Annotated in this window: 17 protein-coding genes; 11 read left to right on the top strand and 6 right to left on the bottom strand. The window is 42.2% G+C overall.

Features of this window, described 5'->3' with window-relative positions; genetic code table 11:
- The first annotated feature begins 310 nt into the window (after positions 1 to 310).
- Positions 311 to 829 (top strand): DUF456 family protein, encoded by a 519-nt coding sequence (locus H6G26_RS22025; RefSeq protein WP_190731285.1) that lies wholly within the window; start codon positions 311 to 313, stop codon positions 827 to 829.
- Positions 830 to 857: 28 nt separating this feature from the next.
- Here the strand turns inward: H6G26_RS22025 and H6G26_RS22020 are convergent, their stop codons facing one another.
- Positions 858 to 1571 carry a DUF2993 domain-containing protein gene (locus H6G26_RS22020; RefSeq protein ID WP_190731284.1) on the bottom strand — a complete coding sequence of 238 codons (714 nt, stop codon included), beginning with the start codon at positions 1569 to 1571 and terminating at the stop codon, positions 858 to 860.
- A 155-nt stretch (positions 1572 to 1726) separates the two neighbouring features.
- Here H6G26_RS22020 and H6G26_RS22015 point away from each other — a divergent pair, with 155 nt between their 5' ends.
- Positions 1727 to 2485 (top strand): pseudouridine synthase, encoded by a 759-nt coding sequence (locus tag H6G26_RS22015; RefSeq protein ID WP_190731283.1) that lies wholly within the window; start codon positions 1727 to 1729, stop codon positions 2483 to 2485.
- A 29-nt stretch (positions 2486 to 2514) separates the two neighbouring features.
- The gene (locus H6G26_RS22010; protein WP_190731282.1) at positions 2515 to 3327 is read left to right on the top strand and encodes a RodZ domain-containing protein; all 813 of its coding nucleotides are present in this window, start codon (positions 2515 to 2517) and stop codon (positions 3325 to 3327) included.
- A 102-nt stretch (positions 3328 to 3429) separates the two neighbouring features.
- On the opposite strand, the gene malQ is transcribed toward H6G26_RS22010, so the two are convergent.
- Positions 3430 to 4938 (bottom strand): 4-alpha-glucanotransferase, encoded by a 1509-nt coding sequence (gene malQ, locus H6G26_RS22005; protein ID WP_190731281.1) that lies wholly within the window; start codon positions 4936 to 4938, stop codon positions 3430 to 3432.
- 221 nt (positions 4939 to 5159) lie between these two features.
- On the opposite strand from malQ, the gene H6G26_RS22000 reads away from it, so the two are divergent.
- Positions 5160 to 5591, top strand: coding sequence for an NUDIX hydrolase (locus H6G26_RS22000; protein WP_190731280.1), 432 nt, complete (start codon positions 5160 to 5162; stop codon positions 5589 to 5591).
- A gap of 6 nt (positions 5592 to 5597) precedes the next feature.
- Here H6G26_RS22000 and H6G26_RS21995 read toward each other — a convergent pair whose 3' ends face one another.
- Positions 5598 to 6041: a type II toxin-antitoxin system VapC family toxin gene (locus tag H6G26_RS21995; RefSeq protein ID WP_190731279.1), complete on the bottom strand. Its 444-nt coding sequence runs from the start codon at positions 6039 to 6041 to the stop codon at positions 5598 to 5600.
- 2 nt (positions 6042 to 6043) lie between these two features.
- Complete coding sequence (locus H6G26_RS21990; protein WP_190731278.1) at positions 6044 to 6352, bottom strand: hypothetical protein; 309 nt, start codon at positions 6350 to 6352, stop codon at positions 6044 to 6046.
- A gap of 207 nt (positions 6353 to 6559) precedes the next feature.
- Between H6G26_RS21990 and H6G26_RS21985 the strand changes: the two genes are divergently transcribed.
- A complete protein-coding gene (locus H6G26_RS21985) occupies positions 6560 to 7687 on the top strand; it encodes a Rid family detoxifying hydrolase (protein ID WP_190731277.1) in 1128 nt (375 codons plus the stop codon).
- A gap of 609 nt (positions 7688 to 8296) precedes the next feature.
- Positions 8297 to 9550, top strand: coding sequence for a serine/threonine-protein kinase (locus H6G26_RS21980; RefSeq protein ID WP_190731276.1), 1254 nt, complete (start codon positions 8297 to 8299; stop codon positions 9548 to 9550).
- A gap of 249 nt (positions 9551 to 9799) precedes the next feature.
- Here the strand turns inward: H6G26_RS21980 and H6G26_RS21975 are convergent, their stop codons facing one another.
- Positions 9800 to 10708 (bottom strand): DUF3365 domain-containing protein, encoded by a 909-nt coding sequence (locus tag H6G26_RS21975; protein ID WP_190731275.1) that lies wholly within the window; start codon positions 10706 to 10708, stop codon positions 9800 to 9802.
- A 288-nt stretch (positions 10709 to 10996) separates the two neighbouring features.
- Here H6G26_RS21975 and H6G26_RS21970 point away from each other — a divergent pair, with 288 nt between their 5' ends.
- Both H6G26_RS21970 and H6G26_RS21965 read left to right on the top strand, forming a co-directional pair.
- A complete protein-coding gene (locus H6G26_RS21970; protein WP_190731274.1) occupies positions 10997 to 12889 on the top strand; it encodes a serine/threonine-protein kinase in 1893 nt (630 codons plus the stop codon).
- Positions 12890 to 13059: 170 nt separating this feature from the next.
- Entirely contained in the window at positions 13060 to 13953 is an 894-nt protein-coding gene (locus H6G26_RS21965) for a hypothetical protein (RefSeq protein WP_190731300.1), read from the top strand.
- 31 nt (positions 13954 to 13984) lie between these two features.
- Here H6G26_RS21965 and H6G26_RS21960 read toward each other — a convergent pair whose 3' ends face one another.
- Positions 13985 to 14782, bottom strand: coding sequence for a peptidoglycan-binding protein (locus H6G26_RS21960; protein WP_190731273.1), 798 nt, complete (start codon positions 14780 to 14782; stop codon positions 13985 to 13987).
- Positions 14783 to 15095: 313 nt separating this feature from the next.
- On the opposite strand from H6G26_RS21960, the gene H6G26_RS21955 reads away from it, so the two are divergent.
- The 3 genes from H6G26_RS21955 (at position 15096) to nusA (ending at position 18655) form a co-directional block, all read left to right on the top strand.
- The gene (locus tag H6G26_RS21955) at positions 15096 to 16514 is read left to right on the top strand and encodes a hypothetical protein (protein WP_190731272.1); all 1419 of its coding nucleotides are present in this window, start codon (positions 15096 to 15098) and stop codon (positions 16512 to 16514) included.
- 208 nt (positions 16515 to 16722) lie between these two features.
- Positions 16723 to 17184: a ribosome maturation factor RimP gene (gene rimP, locus H6G26_RS21950; protein WP_190731271.1), complete on the top strand. Its 462-nt coding sequence runs from the start codon at positions 16723 to 16725 to the stop codon at positions 17182 to 17184.
- 193 nt (positions 17185 to 17377) lie between these two features.
- On the top strand, positions 17378 to 18655 hold the full coding sequence (gene nusA / locus H6G26_RS21945) for a transcription termination factor NusA (RefSeq protein WP_190731270.1): 1278 nt from the start codon (positions 17378 to 17380) through the stop codon (positions 18653 to 18655).
- Positions 18656 to 18671 lie beyond the last annotated feature (16 nt).

Below are 18671 nucleotides of genomic sequence, written 5' to 3'. Positions count from 1 at the left end.
CTTGTGTTTTCATTACGCCTATGGTTAGGGGTTTCGGTAAGGCGCTTGCTGTTCAGTTTTTTGAATTAGTCCCCACAGTTACCAAGACGAGCCAAGAGCGATCGCAGAGAGATTTTACCAGATTGAACTAGAAAATCATATTTGGTTCAGCTTCAAATCTAAGTATTTGTCGTCATCTCTGCCAGATACAATATGCAGTAGGGGCGCACAGATGTTATTGATGTCAGCTTAAAGGCAGTTGACACTTATGCACAGATGTGAATCTATACTACTAACTGACTCGGAAATTTAGAAATTTACAATTCTATCTATGCAAATTATTTATTGGCTATTACTTGCTGTAATGTTTGTGGGTATCATTGGTGCTGTAGTTCCAGCTATTCCTGGTAGTAGCTTAATTTTAATTGCAATTATCGCCTGGGGAATCGTTAGTAGTTCTTTTGCAGCTATCAAGATTCCATTAATTGTGACAATTATAGTTTTACTGCTCAGTGTCGCAGTGGATTTTTTAGCTAGCTATGTGGGAGCAAAACAAGCCGGAGCTAGTAAGTGGGGGCAAATTGGCGCAATTGTCGGTTTGGTAGTGGGCTTTTTGGGATTATTGCCAACCTTGCCTTTTGGTGGCCCACTGTTAGGAATTTTATTAGGCCCGCTTGTAGGAGCAATTATTGGTGAGTATCTTTATCGGCGTGAATTCGGGTTGGCGGTTAAAGCGGGTATAGGAATTGTAGTCGGCTCTTTGGTTGGAAATTTGATTCAAGGGTTGTTAGCGATCGCCGCAGTTGTAGTTTTCGTTGTGACAACTTGGCCACAGGTATTTGGCTCTTAGCAATTTCTGAATTTTTGATTTGTCGTCATTAAGGATTAACGTTAATCCGCCCACGACACACTAGCTTACCTGGGATCAGCGTTAGTTCTTGGATATCGACATCTGAGCCAAGATCCAGATTGTACTGATGATTGTCCTCTAATATATTCTCCTGGTCGGGCTTGATTTTTATATGTGCTAGTTGCAACTCATGCCCACTGAGTAACTGTGAGCTTAGACAAATCTCCAAAGGAGTTGTTTTATTATTGGTTACTCTCATACCTCGCAGTATAATTTGATTGTAATCAAGGATAATTTCTTGCCAATTAATTGGTTGTGAATTTGGGCAATATGTTGGTAAAACCTTAATCAGCAAATCGCTCAAAGCATTCGATAATAAGTCAGATGAGAGAGAAGCATTAAGATCCTTCTCATCTACGATCAAATTGCCAACCACGGGTACTGTTTCTAACAGTCTTAAGGGTTTACCCCTGAGTACCGAGCCAATGTTTATGCGAATATTTTCTGCAATTAACTGAATTTTTGTAATCAAGAGACCTTGATAAACTGCATGAGTAGCAAAAATAGATACCGACGGGATACGCCCAGAAAGAATTTGGCGATCACTCGCTTTAATCTCCACTTCTAATTCAGATATTTGGCTTACTTGCGCTCTCAGCCAGAGCTTTAGGGCTGTTGTGAGTACCTGCGTAATTATGCGGCTTTTATTTGCATTTGTTGTTTGGGGATTTTGCTCTGGCATCTAACGAATTTGTTTATGAGTATTGAAGGTGGCAGAGGGTCACTGCCTCCTGCCTTCTATTGATAAATCAAACAAGTCTTAAATGTAACATTTATGCCTAGTCGCTACAAAATGCAAATATCATTTAATTGTTAACAGTAAATAAGTAATTCCAGATGGAGGAACGATTACAAAAAATTCTTGCTCAATGGGGTATTGCCTCACGCCGTGAAGCCGAAGAAATGATTAGGCACTCACGGGTGCGAATCAATGGAGTATTGGCACATTTAGGTCAAAAGGTTGATCCCCAAAAAGATGCGATCGCAATTGATGGTAAGCCTGTATCTAAAAAGCAGCGTCCGGCTTTAATATATTTATTGCTACACAAACCAGCAGGTGTGGTTTCGACTTGCTACGACCCTCACCGCAGACCAACAGTCCTGGATCTACTACCGAAACAATTACGCGAGGGTTCAGGTATTCACCCAGTTGGGCGTTTAGATGCAGACTCTACAGGAGCATTAATCCTGACTAATGACGGAAATCTGACATTTGGACTAACCCATCCCCGTCACAGTATTTCCAAGACATATCGTGTTTTGGTAGAAGGACACCCTTCAGAATCAGTACTGCAAATGTGGCGTCAGGGTGTGATGTTGGACGGTAGAAAAACCAGGGCCGCTAAGGTACAGCTAATAGAACATCGTGCCGAGCAAAGCTTTTTAGAAATAGTGTTGCAGGAGGGAAGAAATCGCCAAATTCGCCGGATAGCTCAACAGTTAGGATACCCAGTAATCAAGCTGCATCGGACTGCTATCGGTTCAATTCAATTACAAACTCCAAAAGAACCTTTTTTGGAAGAGGGTAAATATCGTTACCTCAAAGATCATGAGATTCGCTTTTTGCAAGAGCAGATAACGCAACCTAATTATTGATTCAGTGGAGTTAAGGAGTGTCAGTAGGCATGAAATGGCTAAGAAAGAAGAATAATCACCAGCCATCAATTTCATTAGAGCAACAACGAGCCGAAAAGTTGGCAGAAATGGGCGCTCAACTTTGGGCATTGCGTCAAGAACAGGGATTATCTCTAGAGCAAATGGTTGCATTAACTAGAATTCCCCAGCGATTGTTACAGGCGATCGAAGAAGGTAATTTAAACGATCTGCCAGAACCAGTCTATATACAGGGTTTAATTAGGCAATTTGCCGATGCACTAGGCTTGAATGGAGTAGAATTTTCTGGCACTTTTCCAATCAGTTCTGCACAAGTGAACCGTCAAGGCATGGGGAATACTTCACCCCTTGATCAACTACGTCCGATTCACCTTTATTTTCTTTACATATTGCTAATTGTATGCTCTGTAAATGGCTTATCTCAGTTATTAAATAGTGCGGTACTACAAGCAAGTAATAGCCAAAATCAGCCATACATAAAACGTAAGTCCGGTGTTAAACCAGAAGTAGCCCAACTAAAAGATTCATTAAAAGTTCAACCTGTCAGCGACACCCTTAGCGGCGAACAACAGGGACAGGTTGTACAGATTGGTGTCACTTTAAAAGCATCATCTTGGATTCGGGTAGTAGCCGATGGCAAAACCGAGTTTGAGGGTACTCTCCCGGAGGGAACTCACCGAATTTGGAAAGCTCAAGAGCAACTCACAGTGAAAACTGATAATGCTGGTGGTGTTTTAATGAGCGTCAATCAGGAAAAAGCCAAGGAAATGGGAGAACCAGGGAAAGAGGAAGAAGTTAGGATTGCGGCAAAACCCAAGTTTTGAAATATGGGGCACAAGAGGCAGAGGGGTAGGGAGCAGGGAGCGGAGGGGAAGGAGGTAATTTTATTCTCCTCTTCGCCCCCTGCTCCCTGCCTCTCCCGCTCCTCACTGCCCTTGCGGGGCGCGTCCATTTAGTCTGGTAAGAACTTTTAAGCGATCGCCTAATTCTTGTGTCAACGCTTCTGCTTGATAGCGCCACCCCCAGTTACCCTCAGCAATACTAGGAAAATTCATCCGCGCTTCGTTTCCTAATCCCAAAATATCTTGCAAGGGAATAATTGCTTGGTTGGCTATGGAACTCAAAGCTAGGCGAATTAAATCCCAATGGATGCCTTCAGGACTAATACAACCTAAATAAAGCAACAGATTTTGCTTTTCGTAGTCGCTAGCTGAATTAAACCAGCCTACAGTTGTGTCGTTATCGTGAGTCCCGGTATAAACTACAGCATTTCGCGGGTAATTAAAGGGTAAAAATGGATTACCGGGATCAGAACCAAAGGCAAACTGCAAAACCTTCATCCCAGGAAATTCATACTTGTCTCGCAGTGCTTCTACCTCTGGTGTAATTACTCCCAAATCTTCTGCTAAGACAGGTAGCTTGCCCAACTTTTGCCTAATCACTTCAAAAAAAGCATCTCCAGGCGCTTCCACCCATTTGCCATTTATGGCAGTTTCTTCGCCTTTGGCTACTGACCAATAAGCCTCGAAGCCCCGGAAATGGTCAATGCGAATTATATCTACATAATCCAGCATTGCTTCAAAGCGCTGCACCCACCATTTAAAGTCTTGTTTTTGTAATTCCTCCCAGTTATAAACCGGGTTGCCCCACAATTGACCGGTGGAGCTGAAGTAATCTGGTGGAACTCCTGCCATTTGGGCAGCAACTCCTGTATCTTCGTCTAAGCAAAAGATGTCGGGATGTGCCCACACGTCGGCACTATCGTGAGATACGTAGATGGGGATATCGCCGATAATATCTATACCACGTATATTAGCGTAGCTTTTCAGGTCTGACCACTGCCGGAAAAACTCAAATTGGACGAACTTGTAATAAAAAATATCTCCATTGAGCCGATCTTCGACTTCAGCTAAAGCTTCGGGTTTACGCTTGACAAATTCTGGTTCCCATGTGTGCCAGCTTGCATTCTCGTGGGTATCTTTCAACGCCATAAATAAGGCGTAATTATCTAGCCAATAGGCTTTACTCTCACAAAAAACAGCAAACTCGTTTTTTTGGATGTCCGTAGCATTGACTTTAAACTTTTCACAGGCTTTTTTTAGCAGCCCAATCTTAATCGGCGCAACTTGCTCGAAATCTACCTTTTCTACCGGAAATCCTGGTAAATTAGCAAAGTCTTCTTCAGATAGCAAACCCTCATCTCGCAGTTTTTCTGGGCTAATCAGCAGGGGATTTCCTGCCATTGCTGAGTAGCACATATAGGGGGAATTACCGTATCCAGTGGGGCCCAAAGGTAAAACTTGCCAATATTGTTGATGGGTATCTTTAAGAAAATCGATGAAGCGATAGGCTTCTAAGCCTAAATCTCCAACGCCAAATCGGCTGGGAAAGGAAGTAGGATGCAGCAAAATACCACTGGATCTAGGAAAAGGCATAAGCAACCTGAATTATTAAAGGGAGCAATTGTCTGATGGACACGCTATGCCATCGCCCAAGGGGCAGTGGCAAAGCCAATCGCATCGAATTTATCACGGAACAGTATTTGCAAGGTAAATCAAGTAAACTCATTTTGTTTGTCATTTGTCATTTGTCCTTTGTCCTTGGCTAATGACTAATGACTAATGACTAATAACTAATGACCAATGACTAAATAACTATGACTTACCGAAATCCTGCACCAACAGTTGATATCATCATTGAACTAGTAGATCGACCTCATCGGCCAATAGTGTTAATTGAAAGACATAATCTACCCTTAGGTTGGGCTATTCCTGGTGGTTTTGTAGATTATGGGGAAGCGGTGGAAGTGGCTGCCCGACGGGAAGCTGAAGAAGAAACGGGTTTGCAGGTAGAGTTAGTTGAACAATTACTGGTGTATTCTGATCCCAATCGCGATCCGCGTCAGCATACCATTAGCATTGTGTTTTTAGCGACAGCGACGGGTGAACCTGTGGCTGGGGATGATGCTAAAGGTGTAGGAGTTTTTGAGTATTGGCGTGTGCCTGGTAATTTATGTTTTGACCACGATCGCATTTTGCGCGATTATTGGCGATATCGGCATTATGGGATACGTCCGAGGTTGGGGTAGGAGAAGTCAAAGCCAAGATTCTAACGCTAAGGCTTGCACCTGTTGTATCCTTTGAAAATCGCTGTCCCCTGAGACGATGGTAAGGTTATAGTGCAAAGCAGTTGATGCTATCCACAAGTCGTTATCACTAAAACCCAAATCTTGAACTGTAAATTTTCTACGCTTTGCTTTGTCTTTGGGGCCAAAATTTTCGACAATTTCTCCTTTGAGGCTACCGTAAACATCTGCAACTCCTCCACTAATGGGATAAAGGTCAATGGTTTGCAGAAAAGTTCTGACAAAACGAAGATTTGCTTCTTGTTGAGAAGACTTTTGCACCATGTAAATAAGTTCACCTTGCACGATAACGCTAGTTGCAACGCCTAAGCCGATGTGTTCTTGTAACCGACGAATGACGTTGCTTTCTCCAAAAATGATTCGGCTACAATGGTTAGTATCTAGGAGGTACATCACTAAAATTCAGCCGAGGAACGGGTTTCGTAAACAAGCTGTAAGCACTCTTCAAAATCATCCCCTTGCCAGGTTCCAGCAAATTTTAGTAAGTCTTCTGCTTTAGAGCCTCTAATAATTGGTGTTGCTTCCTGTATTTCCGGTTTTGTTTTCTGATTGGAAGTATCATCATTTTTTTCCCTTGACAGGTCAAGAGATATTTCCTCGGTTCCTGGTTTTGTCTTGAGAAAACGTAAAAAATCTAGTGTTTGGGCTAGTAGAACATCTGAGGACGATTCAATTTCTTGGATCAGTAGTTCTTTAATATTCATCCTGGTTTATTCATAAATAATGTTTTGCAGTCTGTCGTAACAGTATTATACGAATGCGATCGAGATGCTGATCTGGCGGCATTATGGGATACATCCGAGGTGGGTAAGAGGGACGAACCGCAGAGGCGCGAAGGAAAAGGAGACAAGAATATCTGTGACACAAAGTTTTTGTGATTATACTGTGTCAGTGGTATTTAAAGGTGCATTATGGACGCTGAGGAACTTTTAGAGAAATACGCAGCAGGGCAACGGAAATTTCATTCAACAAATCTTCAAGGAGTAGACCTCACAAGCAAAGATTTGAGTGAGATAGATTTATACAAAGGAAATTTAAATGGAGCAGACTTGAGTGAAGCAACTCTGACCAAAGCTAATCTTTGGGAAGCAAGCCTCTCTAGAGCATCCCTAAGATGTACAAATTTGAAGTGGATGCAAGGTGGGTCAATTAATTTAAGTTGGGCAGACCTTAACGGTTCGGACTTAAGTTATGCAAACTTGAAAGCTGCAAATCTGACTAAAGCAGACTTGACTAGAGCAAACTTTACTCAGGTAGAGCTAACTGGAGTAAATTTTCAAGGTGCAAATCTCCATAAAGCCATACTCCGGGGAGTTAGTTTGGAGAAATGTAATTTGTCAGGAATGAATCTAGCTGAGGCTGATTTAGTTGGGGTATACCTGGGACAAGCAAATCTCAAAAACACCTGTCTAAAAGAAGCAAATCTAGAAAGAGCCTGTCTTTCAGATACAAATTTGATAATGGCAAACCTTGATGGTGCAAATCTGAAGAAGGCAAATTTAACTGGGGCAAATATCTATGGGGCAACCTTTAAAGATGCTGACCTAACTGGTGCGATAATGCCAGATGGAGAAGTCTATAAGCCGATCGCTTCTGAAGCGGAAATCGGTAAACAAGAAACATCGTTAGAGAAAGTGATACCTATGACTCGTAAAGTAATTAATACTGATAACGCACCCGCACCAGTTGGCCCTTATAATCAAGCGATCGCAGCTTCAGGTCAATTTGTATTCGTAGCTGGACAAATTGCCATCGATCCCCGCCTTGGTGATGTCGTCTACACTGATGATGTCAAAAAACAAACTGAGCAAGTATTAGCTAACCTTGAAGCCATTCTCACAGCATCTGGTGCGACTTTTCAAGATGTGGTGAAAACCACTGTATTTCTAGCTGATATGAATGATTTTGCAGCCGTGAATGCCGTTTATGCTAAATATTTTCCGGAAGATACAGCCCCAGCGCGGGCTTGTGTGCAGGTATCACGCTTACCTAAAGATGTGTTAGTAGAAATTGATGCGATCGCTGTAATTAGCGGTTAGAGAAATAGAACAATAAGTGTTGACGCGACAGCGTAACGCACTTATTAATCCAAGTTGCGGGTTATTAAATTCTAAATGAAAAGTACCTGTCTATTCATGCGATCGCTCCCCAAAAAGATTAACTTTTGAGAGCGATGTCTACGACGAGCTGCGCTAACGCATATTCAGCACTTGAAATACATATAATAATTTTTTCGGCAAGTCTCTAGTCAACTCAGGTTTTCTGGATAAATATGATATCACACTATATCCTTACTGTTCCAAAGCTCAGTGCGTGCCAATTGAGTTATTAGGGGTAAAATGTGGTTTATCTGCGAATCCCAAAGGCGATGCCCAGAACAGTCGCAGAGATTACCGCAGACACTGGTTATGTTACGGCTGCTAAAATACGTAAGTATGAGTAGAGTAGTAAGATCAAACTACTCAGGTAAAAATTGTCTATTTGGTTACACAAGACCGTCGAAAGATTGTAGAAAAGTGTATTTCCTTGCCTTGACAGTGATGATAATCTCAATTTTAAGGATGTTATAAGCTTTTATCTGCTAGAGTTTCTGACTTTCAGCAAACTGAATAATCTATCAATAATAAAATCGCTAGGAGTGCGATGAGATGTCACAGTCCCCTATGACAAAACCAGAAATAGCTGCTGGAACTCTAATCGATAACCGCTATATTATCCAAAAACTTCTGGGACAGGGAGGATTGGGGCGAACTTACTTGGCCTTTGACACTCGTCGCTTTAATGAAGCTTGTGTTCTCAAAGAGTTTGCGCCCATAGGCACAGGGGAGAGTGGACTAGAACAATATCGCAACTTATTTAAAAGAGAGGCAAAAATTCTTCATCAATTGCAACATCCTCAAATTCCCAAGTTTTTGGCTTGCTTTGAAGGAGATGGTCGATTATTCCTAGTACAAGAGTATGTTGATGGTAAAACCTATTCTAGGCTACTGGGAGAACTTCAACGTCAAGGAAGAAACTTCTCTGAAGAGGAAGTTATACAGTGGCTAAAAAATCTGCTACCTGTTTTGGAGTATGTCCACCAACATAACATCATCCATCGAGATATTTCACCTGATAATATTATGTTACCTGATGGCAATGATTTGCCAGTGCTGATTGACTTCGGTGTAGGCAAGCAAATTGCTGACATCAATGAAGGGAGAAATCCCAACCACCAGGTAACCTTTGTTGGCAAAATGTCCCTTGTCGGCAAAGTGGGATATGCTCCCCGCGAACAGATTAGCTTGGGCTTATGTTCCCCTTCTAGTGACCTTTATGCTTTGGGAGTGACAGCTATTGTATTACTCACAGGTAGAGATCCATCCTTACTAATAGATCAATATTCCTTAGAATGGAACTGGCGTTATTATTCCTATGTTAGTGATGATTTCGCTCAAGTACTCGATCAGATGTTGGCAGATAGACCTAACAAGCGATACCAAACAGCTAGGGAAGTTCTTATAAATTTAGAGCGTATTGCAAAACCAGAAGTGGTAATGTCTCCTGCAATCATGCTTGATGATTTGCCTGCAACGATATTTAATCCTGAGTTTCAGGCTATGTCAGCAATATCGCAGTCATATAACCAACCACCTGAAGAAACAATTTTTAATTCACCTACTTCACCAGCTGTTATGCAAAATGGGCGAATTAAAGAACAACAATCTTCGCTCCAACCAACATTTATCAAACATTGTCACCAAGAGTTAGCTTACCATATTGGCCCAATAGCAAATTTAGTTATGGAAGAAATATTAGCTCAAAATCCTTACATTTCACCTGACCAATTTGTTGAACTCATAGCCAAGGAAATTCCTGACTTTCAAGCAGCTTTTGAATTCAAAAAAAACTTATTCTCATAAACATTTAGACCACCGTTGATTGAGAGATTATTTTGAATTGTTTAACTAATTCTGGAGGGTTAAGTAAAGAGCAAATAAACGCAGCCAGTTTTGTGGCGGGGTCTAAATCTCCGATATAAAACTGAATTACGCGAATTACTTAGCCTAGCGGCAGCTAGTTCACTTACTCCTGCAAAGAAGCAAGCTACGCAGTCTGTCTGTGACACCTTCCGCAAACGTGGAGAGCGTCATTACGAATTACGAATTATTCTACTCCCCTATACTTCCCTGAGTGCGTTTGATTCTTTTCATTGCCATTTCCAAACTTAACTGCATCCGTCTAAAGGCTTTAGCTAAATTACCAATTTCATCATTAGACATCTGCTCAAATTCAACTTCCATATGTCCGGTGCTAACTTCTTCGGCTACACGAGTCATGCGTTTAAGAGGCATTACAACTTGTCGATTTAAGAACAAGTTTACTAACAGGATAGTCGCTATAAAAATAGTTGATACAATTAGGATAATTAGTAGTGAAGACTGATGGGCTTTATTGATGACGTTATTTGCTGGTACTGTAATAATCTGAGCGCCGACAATTTCATTCAGGTTCCACCCAAATCCATTAGCTGTACCATAAAGATTAATCATACTTTGAGGTGCAGCTTCGGGTACACTATGACACTTTAGACAGCTTTCTTCAGAAATTGGTAGCGGACGAGCAATGTAAAAGACATCGCCACCAGGGATTGAGCGAAATCCACTTACTTCTTTAAGGTCTGATTTATTTCTGAACCTTTCTACAATTTCTGTCTCAAAACCGTCAGCTTTATCCCGAAGATTTGTAGGATTGAGAGTTGCTTCTTTATAGAAGAAGTCACGGTAGTCTGGTGTTTTCCGTAAAATCTCAAATATTTCCCGTGCTGAGTATGCAGGAACACTTTGGGGCAAAAACTCAGTTTCCAATTTATCAGCCAGCTCTGGATTAACTTGAGTATTGGTGTAGTGGCGAACAGAACTCATGGTTTGCATGAGCATAAGACCTGTTGAGCTAATATCTTGTTTAGCATTCTCTCTGAGCAGAGAAGAAAGAGCAAATCCACTCAAGCTCAGACCAAACGTCAGAATTACCAGTAGCAAAATTGTAAATTTTTGTTTCAGCTTCAGATTCTTTAGCATAATTTCACGTTACTTACAAGTCAAACTATTATGACCAAATATCGCTAAAGTCATCGTTCACTTTAGCATGACTAATCAAATAAAATTTTGATGTAAAGGTATAGTTTAGCTAAAACTAATAGGGTATACCCAACTCTATATTAGTAATTATTGAGGTTATTGAAAATGCTTTCTAAGTAACTAATTTTAAAAAGCTACATTAACAAAACAAAATTGAATTTCCAAAAATTGTGTTGGCTGTTCTGATACCGTGCCAAAATAAATACCAGAAATTGTCAAATATTACTAATGGTGTGGAATGCGGGAAAGTCTTTATTCGGTGGACGCTACATTATTGAAAGCCAACTAGGCGAAGGCGGAATTGGCATTACTTATCTTGCCAGAAATCAACGGAATCAACTGCGAGTGATTAAAACCCTCAAAGAAGAAATCCTAAATCACCCGGCCTGGATACTTCACCGAAACAAGTTACGGCAAGACTTCCGTGATGAAGCAGTTCGGCTAGCTGTGTGTCACCATCCTCATATAGTACAGATAGAAACTATCTTTGATGACGGAAATTTGCCCTGCATGGTAATGGAGTACATCGAAGGCGAAGACTTAGGACAGTACGTGAGACGAGTGGGGGTGCTATCAGAAGCAGAAGCGCTACTGTACATTCGACAAATTGGCGATGCTTTGACGTTAATTCACTCCAAAGGTTTACTGCATCGGGATCTTAAACCACGTAATATTATGATCCGCATTGATAAATCAGAAGCAGTGCTGATAGACTTTGGCATCGCTAGAGAATTTATTCCAAATATGATTCAAAGGCATACAGTGTATCGCACTCCTGGTTTTGCCCCACCTGAACAGTATGAATCAGAAGCGCCACGAGGAGAATACATTGATATCTATGCCTTAGCTGCTACTTTGTATAATTTGCTTACCGCAGTTATACCGACGAGTGCAGATGATAGACGTCACAACGTTAATTTAGAACCACCACAATATTTTAATCCTAAGATCAGCGACAGGGTAAATCAGGCTATTATGTGCGGCATGGATTTGGAGTCAACTTATCGTCCCCAGTCTGTGCAAGAGTGGTTGGATTTATTGGGCCCTGATACTGCCAAGAACATAACACTAATATCATCGACTTTGGCGATAACGCCTAAACTTAAACCGCCTCCACCTGTTGTATTAAATCAACAGAATTGGCAATGTGTACAGACCCTAAAAGGTCATTCTAGTATGGTTCATGCGATCGCCATTAGCTCAGACGGGCAATTAATTGCTAGTGGTAGTAATGACCATACTATTAAACTTTGGCAACTGGGTACTGGCAAGCTAGTGCGTCAACTCGGTCGTTGGTCTTCTGGTCATACCAATATGGTTCATTCTGTCGCTTTTAGCCCAATCTCTTCAAAACTTTCTTATCAAGGGGAGTCAGGCAAATCTGTGGGAGTTGCAGACCTGAACGGAGAAATCTTAGCTAGCGGGAGTTGGGATAACACCATCAAATTGTGGGATGTAAACACAGGCAAAGAAATTCGGACTCTTACTGGTCATACTAATTGGGTGAATTCCGTTGCCTTTAGTCCAGATGGCAAATTTCTAGCTAGTGGTAGTGTTGACTGTACAATTAAACTGTGGCAAGTACACACAGGTATAGAAACCCAAACTCTCATAGGCCATTCTGACTCAGTTTCGTCAGTTGCCTATTCTCCAACAACGCCTGCAACGAATAGCAGGGATAGACAGCTTGTGGCTAGTGCCAGTACCGATTACACCATTAAATTATGGCAAGTATACACAGGCAGGAACATTTGCACATTATTAGGTCATTCTTTCTTCGTCAACTGTATCGCCTTCAGCAAAGATGGGGAAATTATCGCCAGTGGCAGTGGTGACAACACAATTAAATTGTGGGACGTAAATACAGGCAGAGAAATTCGTACTTTCATTGGTCATTCTGATTCAGTTTGGTCAGTTGCTTTTAGCCAGGATGGACAATTTCTCGCTAGTGCCAGTTGGGACAACACTATTAAACTGTGGCATTTACACAGTGGTAGAGAAATCAGCACACTTACAGGGCATTCCAGCTATGTTCGTTGTGTCGCCTTCAGTCCCAATAGTCAAACTATAGTTAGCGGTGGTGATGACGATACTATAAAAATTTGGCGGCGGGAATCATAAGTAATTTGTAATACTCGCTTCCGGTGAGAAGCAAGCTACGTAATTCGTAATTAATAATATTTTTACTTAGTGTGGTTTGAAAGTTTTAAACCTATAGATAGACCTGCGATCGCCCAAAACTTGTGACAATAATGACGTCAAGCGTTATTTTTGAACAAGAATTAATATTTATGGGCTTTGGTATTGGTGATTTATTCTGGATTTTTCTCCTTCTGACTTCTTTGCAACCCCTTTGGCAAAAACGTCAGGTAGAATATCGGCGCTTACGTGCTTTACAACAATTTCAGCAGGAACGCAAAAGTCGGGTAATTTTGCTGGTTCACCGCCAAGAGTCTATTAGCTTCTTAGGAATTCCTTTATCTCGCTACATTACTATCGAAGATTCAGAACAAATATTGCGAGCAATTCGCCTTACACCGCCAGATGTGCCGATTGACTTAATTTTGCACACTCCTGGTGGTTTGGTTTTGGCTACGGAACAAATCGCCAGAGCATTAATTCGCCACCAGGCAAAAGTTACAGTTTTTGTACCCCACTATGCCATGAGTGGCGGTACAATGCTTGCCCTCGCCTCTGATGAAATTATTATGGATGCTAACGCTGTTTTGGGGCCAGTTGATCCCCAGTTGGGCAATTACCCCGCAGCGAGTATCTTGAAAGTAGTTGAAGATAAACCCATTGGTGAGATTGATGATCAAACTCTCATTATGGCCGATCTTTCACGCAAAGCAATACAGCAGGTACAGAGATTTGTAAGGACTCTGCTAAAAGACAGTATACCCAAACAAAAAGTTCTGCCAGAAAATATCGAGTCGATTATCGAAGCCTTGACAACCGGGCGTGTCACCCATGACTATCCGATAACTATAGAGGAAGCAACAGAAATGGGGCTGCCCGTAACTGTCGGACTGCCCCATTCTATTTATGGTCTTATGGATTTGTACCCACAGCCACAAGGAGGTCGACCCAGCGTCCAGTACATTCCTATGCCTTACAATGACCGTCGTCCAACTCTACCTGTACCCAAGGGCAGACCCTTAGAAGAACCAAATCAGATGACTTGAGAGGTTTTGAGGTAGAAGTTTTTGGTAGGGACTAGGGTGTAGCTCCGGGTGTTGGCGTAGCTCCGGGTGTTGGCGTAGCTCCGGGTGTTGGCGTAGCTCCGGGTGTTGGCGTAGCTCCGGGTGTTGGTGTAGCTCCGGGTGTTGGCGTAGTTCGCGGTGTTGGTGTAGCTCCCGGTGTTGGGGTAGCTCCGGGTGTTGGCGTAGTTCCCGGTGTTGGTGTAGCTCCCGGTGTTGGTGTAGCTCCCGGTGTTGGCGTAGCTCCCGGTGTTGGCGTAGCTCCGGGTGTTGGCGTAGCTCTCGGTGTTGGTGTAGTTCCCGGTGTTGGTGTAGTTCCCGGTGTTGGTGTTGGCTGACTGAACACTGTCTTTGCTTCTTCATTCAGCTTTTGGCGGAGTGCTAAATTAGCAATACCAGTTTCTGACAACTGATATTTCTTCTGGTACTCCTTCACCACTGCTTCCGTGCGGGCATCATACAAATGATTGCGCGCGAGGGGAGGATTTGGTTTTACTACTGCATTTAAATTTGCTTCTAAAATTCGAACGATGTTAGCAGCAAAATCCTTGGTTTTTGGCCCTGCTATCCCATCAACTGGTTTTAGCTTATAACCAGTCTGAAATTCACGAATCGCCTTTCTAGTTGCTTCATCTGTCAAAGGGCTATTTGTTACCTTGACGTTATAGCCTAATCCTCGCAACACAGAACGAAATTGCTCGGGTGTATAGCTACCTTGAGGGGCTGCGAAACCTGTGTCTACACTTACCATGCTAGCAGTTATCAGGCAAGTAACAGCAAAGGTCGCGCTTGATTTTCCAAACCCACACCACATACTCAAAACTCCTTTGGGTTAAATCAGCAGGATTATAAACATTAACAGCTGCATTTTAAGTTTGTTTAATAACTTTTTTCGCTATTTTTTAATATTTTTTGAATAATCTGTGATTTACTTTTTCAAGCTTTATTTAAAGAACAGAAAATAATTTGTGTCATCCATCAAAAGGAGTATCTTATATTAGCAATGCAAAGGTTATTATTTGAATCGCATACACCCCTTGAAAACTAAATTACAGTAGTGCATATATTTGTCACCTGTGTCAACTTAAAGATAAGGCAATTACAGAATGTATAATATATGACATAATATGAAAAATATAAAATCTTCTAAGCAGCGGAATCTTTGGTTTGAAAGAATTATGGCAATTACTGCCACCGTAAATCTAGGTTTAGTTTTGTTTAACTTAAGTTACGTACCTTGGCGAGATTTCTACTTACGAAAACTTCCTCAAATTATTCAGATTTATGACCCAATAAAAGGTATTGAACCTCATCGAGACACAAAAAATTATCTAGAAACAGTAAAAGCATTAGAAGAACAAGTCAGCCAAACAGGGTTACAGTCGCCTCAGGTAAATAGCAGACTAGAGGAAATAAGGCGTCTTAGCAACGAAATGGTTGACACTAACCCGTTTGCGGGAGTGAATAAGAGTGGGACTCTGGAAAAAATCAAAAATCGGATGCGATCGCGCATCGGTAATGAATCTGCAAAACAGTCCTTTGCCACTTTTTGGAGTCAGCCATATCTATCACAAAATGGCTGGGATCAACAAATTAGTTTTTTTAACGAGAGCATCCGCCCTTTGATTGCTTCTAACTACTTCCGCGAAATCGGTGAAAATGGCGAATTTGTTGATAATTTCTGGATTATTGACTTACCCTTTGTGATTTTATTTGGCTTAGAATTGCTAGGGCGTACTTTCTTGATCAGACGCCAGCATCCTGGTTTTAGCTGGTTGGAAGCACTATTATGGCGTTGGTACGACCTAGTTTTACTACTGCCATTTTGGCGGTGGCTGCGAATCTTACCTGTATTAATTCGCCTCGATCAAGTGCGGTTATTGAATTTGCATCCAGTACGAAAACAAATTAATCAGGGGATTGTCGCTAATTTTGCCGAAGAACTCACAGAAATTGTAGTGGTGAGAGTAATTAATCAGGTTCAGGGTTCAATACAGAAGGGTGAGTTAACGCGCTGGCTTTCACAACAAGAAAATTTACGTCCCTACATAGATATTAATAATGTGAATGAAGTGGAAGCGATCGCAGGTCTTTTGGTAAAAACAATTGTCTACCAAGTGCTACCCGAAATCCAACCTGCGATCATTGCCATGTTGCGCCACAACATTGAAACCGTCTTCCATCAAGTACCTGTCTACCGCAACCTCCAAAACCTCCCTGGTGTGGGACAAGCCCAAACTCAGTTAAGCGAACAATTAGCTACTCAAATCACAACTAATCTTTACAAAACTTTAGTTAGCGCTGTTGAAGACCCTGTTGGTGCAAAACTCACCAGTCAACTTGTACAAAGCTTCAGCGATGCCTTGGGATCTGAAATAAAGGAAAAACACGTACTTTCAGAAATTCAGAGTTTACTTTTTGACTTCTTAGAGGAAATAAAACTCAACTACGTCCAGCGTTTATCCCAAGAAGACATAGACCAAATTATCGAGCAAACCAGGCAGTTACGAACACAAGTATCAGTTCCAGCAGTAGTGCAAAGATGAGGGAGCAGGGGGAGCAGGAGAGACAAGGGGGACAGAGAGAATAACTATGCCCCATGTCCCATGCCCAATCCCCAATCACTATTGACTATCCAATAAATGCGCTAAACTCGAATTAGGCGAATCATTATTGGTTCGTCACAAGACTTCTTGGAAGATATACCTATCGCAGGAAGTGGGTCAGTGCCCACTTTTTTTATTGAATTTTCTCATGGCTCATCCTTTAGTTCCACAAATTATTGATTTGGCGACACCAGTGGCAGAAGAACTGGGATTGGAAGTGGTTGGCGTAGTTTTTCACACTAACCAAAGTCCACCAGTGTTGCGCGTAGACATTCGCAATCCTGAGCAAGACACCGGGTTAAATGATTGTGAAAGGATGAGCCGTGCTTTAGAAGCCTCCTTAGATGCTGCCCAAATCGTTCCAGATGCCTATGTCTTGGAAATCTCTAGTCCTGGTATTTCGCGGCAGTTGGTAACAGACAGGGAGTTTATTTCCTTTAAAGGATTTCCTGTCATCATCTCCACTTCGCCACCTTACGACGGACAACAAGAGTGGATTGGTCAGTTGATTCGCCGGGATGAGACAGCACTTTACTTAAACCAAAAAGGTCGTGTAGTCGAAATTCCCCGCTCCCTAATTACTAAGGTGCAGCTAGACGAGCGCCGATAAACGAGTGATTAGAGGCTAGGGACTAGGGACTAGGGACTAAGGGATTGGAGGAGCAGAGGAGCAGAAAAGCAGAAAAGCAGAGGGTAAGTTGCTGCAAATCTTTTGCCTTTGCACCTAATGCCCAATGCCCCATGCCCCATGCCCCATGCCCAATGCCCAGTTCCTAGTTCCTAATTTTTAAAGGAGATTGCTTATGTCAATGGTTACTTTATCTGGATTAAAAGAATTAATTGAAAGTATAAGTCATGAGCGGAATTTACCCCGTCTTGCAGTTCAATCAGCTATTAGAGAAGCACTACTCAAAGGCTACGAACGTTATCGTCGCGCCCAAAATTTAGAGCGCAAACAGTTTGACGAAGATTATTTTGAGAATTTTGAAGTAGAACTCGATATTGACGGAGAAGGATTTCGCGTTCTTTCCACCAAAACTATTGTCGAAGAAGTCAATAACACAGACCATCAGATTTCCCTAGACGAAGTTCAACAAGTAGCTCCCGAAGCGCAGTTAGGGGACTCTGTGGTGCTGGATGTGACTCCCGACCAAGGAGAGTTTGGTCGGATGGCGGCGATGCAAACTAAGCAGGTATTGGCGCAAAAATTGCGGGATCAACAGCGCCAAATGGTGCAAGAAGAGTTCCAAGATTTAGAAGGAACTGTCCTGCAAGCAAGAGTCCTGCGATTTGAGAGGCAGTCTGTGGTTCTGGCAGTTAGCAGTGGCTTTGGTCAGCCAGAAGTAGAAGCCGAATTACCGAAGCGGGAACAGCTGCCCAACGATAATTATCGGGCAAATGCCACCTTCAAGGTGTATCTCAAAAAAGTATCCCAAGGCCAACAACGAGGGCCACAGTTACTTGTGTCTCGCGCTGATGCTGGTTTGGTGGTTTATCTATTTGCCAACGAAGTCCCAGAAATTGAAGATGAAGTGGTACGAATAGTTGCTGTAGCTAGGGAGGCAAACCCCCCCTCCCGTTATGTCGGCCCTCGGACTAAAATAGCAGTAGATACCCTTGATCGCGATGTAGACCCAGTAGGCGCTTGTATCGGAGCCAGGGGATCGCGAATTCAAGTGGTAGTCAACGAATTACGCGGTGAAAAAATAGATGTAATTCGTTGGTCGCCAGATCCAGCAACATATATCGCCAATGCCTTAAGTCCAGCACGGGTGGATGAAGTACGCCTGATGGACCCAGAATCTCGGCAAACTCACGTACTCGTGGCTGAAGACCAACTTAGTTTAGCCATTGGGAAAGAAGGACAAAATGTCCGTTTGGCAGCCCGTCTGACTGGTTGGAAAATAGACATCAAAGATAAAGCTAAATACGACTATGCAGGAGAGGATGAAAAATTTGCGGCTGTAAGAGCAAAATATCAATCAGACGAAGATGAGCTTGAGTTTGAGGAAGAATTAGAAGATGAAAATCAGGAAGAATTAGAAGAGGAGGATACTTTTGATACTAACGACGACGAGTAATTGATAAACCTTGTAA

The organism is Nostoc sp. FACHB-888 (genome assembly GCF_014696655.1).
Taxonomy (GTDB): domain Bacteria; phylum Cyanobacteriota; class Cyanobacteriia; order Cyanobacteriales; family Nostocaceae; genus Nostoc.
This window is presented reverse-complemented; position numbering and strand designations above follow the sequence as displayed.

What these genes read in the sequence shown, in the direction of transcription:
- H6G26_RS22025 (WP_190731285.1), top strand. Translation starts at nt 311, where the DNA reads ATGCAAATTATTTATTGGCTATTACTTGCTGTAATGTTTGTGGGTATC.
- H6G26_RS22020 (WP_190731284.1), bottom strand. Translation starts at nt 1,571, where the DNA reads ATGCCAGAGCAAAATCCCCAAACAACAAATGCAAATAAAAGCCGCATA.
- H6G26_RS22015 (WP_190731283.1), top strand. Translation starts at nt 1,727, where the DNA reads ATGGAGGAACGATTACAAAAAATTCTTGCTCAATGGGGTATTGCCTCA.
- H6G26_RS22010 (WP_190731282.1), top strand. Translation starts at nt 2,515, where the DNA reads ATGAAATGGCTAAGAAAGAAGAATAATCACCAGCCATCAATTTCATTA.
- malQ (WP_190731281.1), bottom strand. Translation starts at nt 4,938, where the DNA reads ATGCCTTTTCCTAGATCCAGTGGTATTTTGCTGCATCCTACTTCCTTT.
- H6G26_RS22000 (WP_190731280.1), top strand. Translation starts at nt 5,160, where the DNA reads ATGACTTACCGAAATCCTGCACCAACAGTTGATATCATCATTGAACTA.
- H6G26_RS21995 (WP_190731279.1), bottom strand. Translation starts at nt 6,041, where the DNA reads ATGTACCTCCTAGATACTAACCATTGTAGCCGAATCATTTTTGGAGAA.
- H6G26_RS21990 (WP_190731278.1), bottom strand. Translation starts at nt 6,352, where the DNA reads ATGAATATTAAAGAACTACTGATCCAAGAAATTGAATCGTCCTCAGAT.
- H6G26_RS21985 (WP_190731277.1), top strand. Translation starts at nt 6,560, where the DNA reads ATGGACGCTGAGGAACTTTTAGAGAAATACGCAGCAGGGCAACGGAAA.
- H6G26_RS21980 (WP_190731276.1), top strand. Translation starts at nt 8,297, where the DNA reads ATGTCACAGTCCCCTATGACAAAACCAGAAATAGCTGCTGGAACTCTA.
- H6G26_RS21975 (WP_190731275.1), bottom strand. Translation starts at nt 10,708, where the DNA reads ATGCTAAAGAATCTGAAGCTGAAACAAAAATTTACAATTTTGCTACTG.
- H6G26_RS21970 (WP_190731274.1), top strand. Translation starts at nt 10,997, where the DNA reads ATGGTGTGGAATGCGGGAAAGTCTTTATTCGGTGGACGCTACATTATT.
- H6G26_RS21965 (WP_190731300.1), top strand. Translation starts at nt 13,060, where the DNA reads ATGGGCTTTGGTATTGGTGATTTATTCTGGATTTTTCTCCTTCTGACT.
- H6G26_RS21960 (WP_190731273.1), bottom strand. Translation starts at nt 14,782, where the DNA reads ATGTGGTGTGGGTTTGGAAAATCAAGCGCGACCTTTGCTGTTACTTGC.
- H6G26_RS21955 (WP_190731272.1), top strand. Translation starts at nt 15,096, where the DNA reads ATGAAAAATATAAAATCTTCTAAGCAGCGGAATCTTTGGTTTGAAAGA.
- rimP (WP_190731271.1), top strand. Translation starts at nt 16,723, where the DNA reads ATGGCTCATCCTTTAGTTCCACAAATTATTGATTTGGCGACACCAGTG.
- nusA (WP_190731270.1), top strand. Translation starts at nt 17,378, where the DNA reads ATGTCAATGGTTACTTTATCTGGATTAAAAGAATTAATTGAAAGTATA.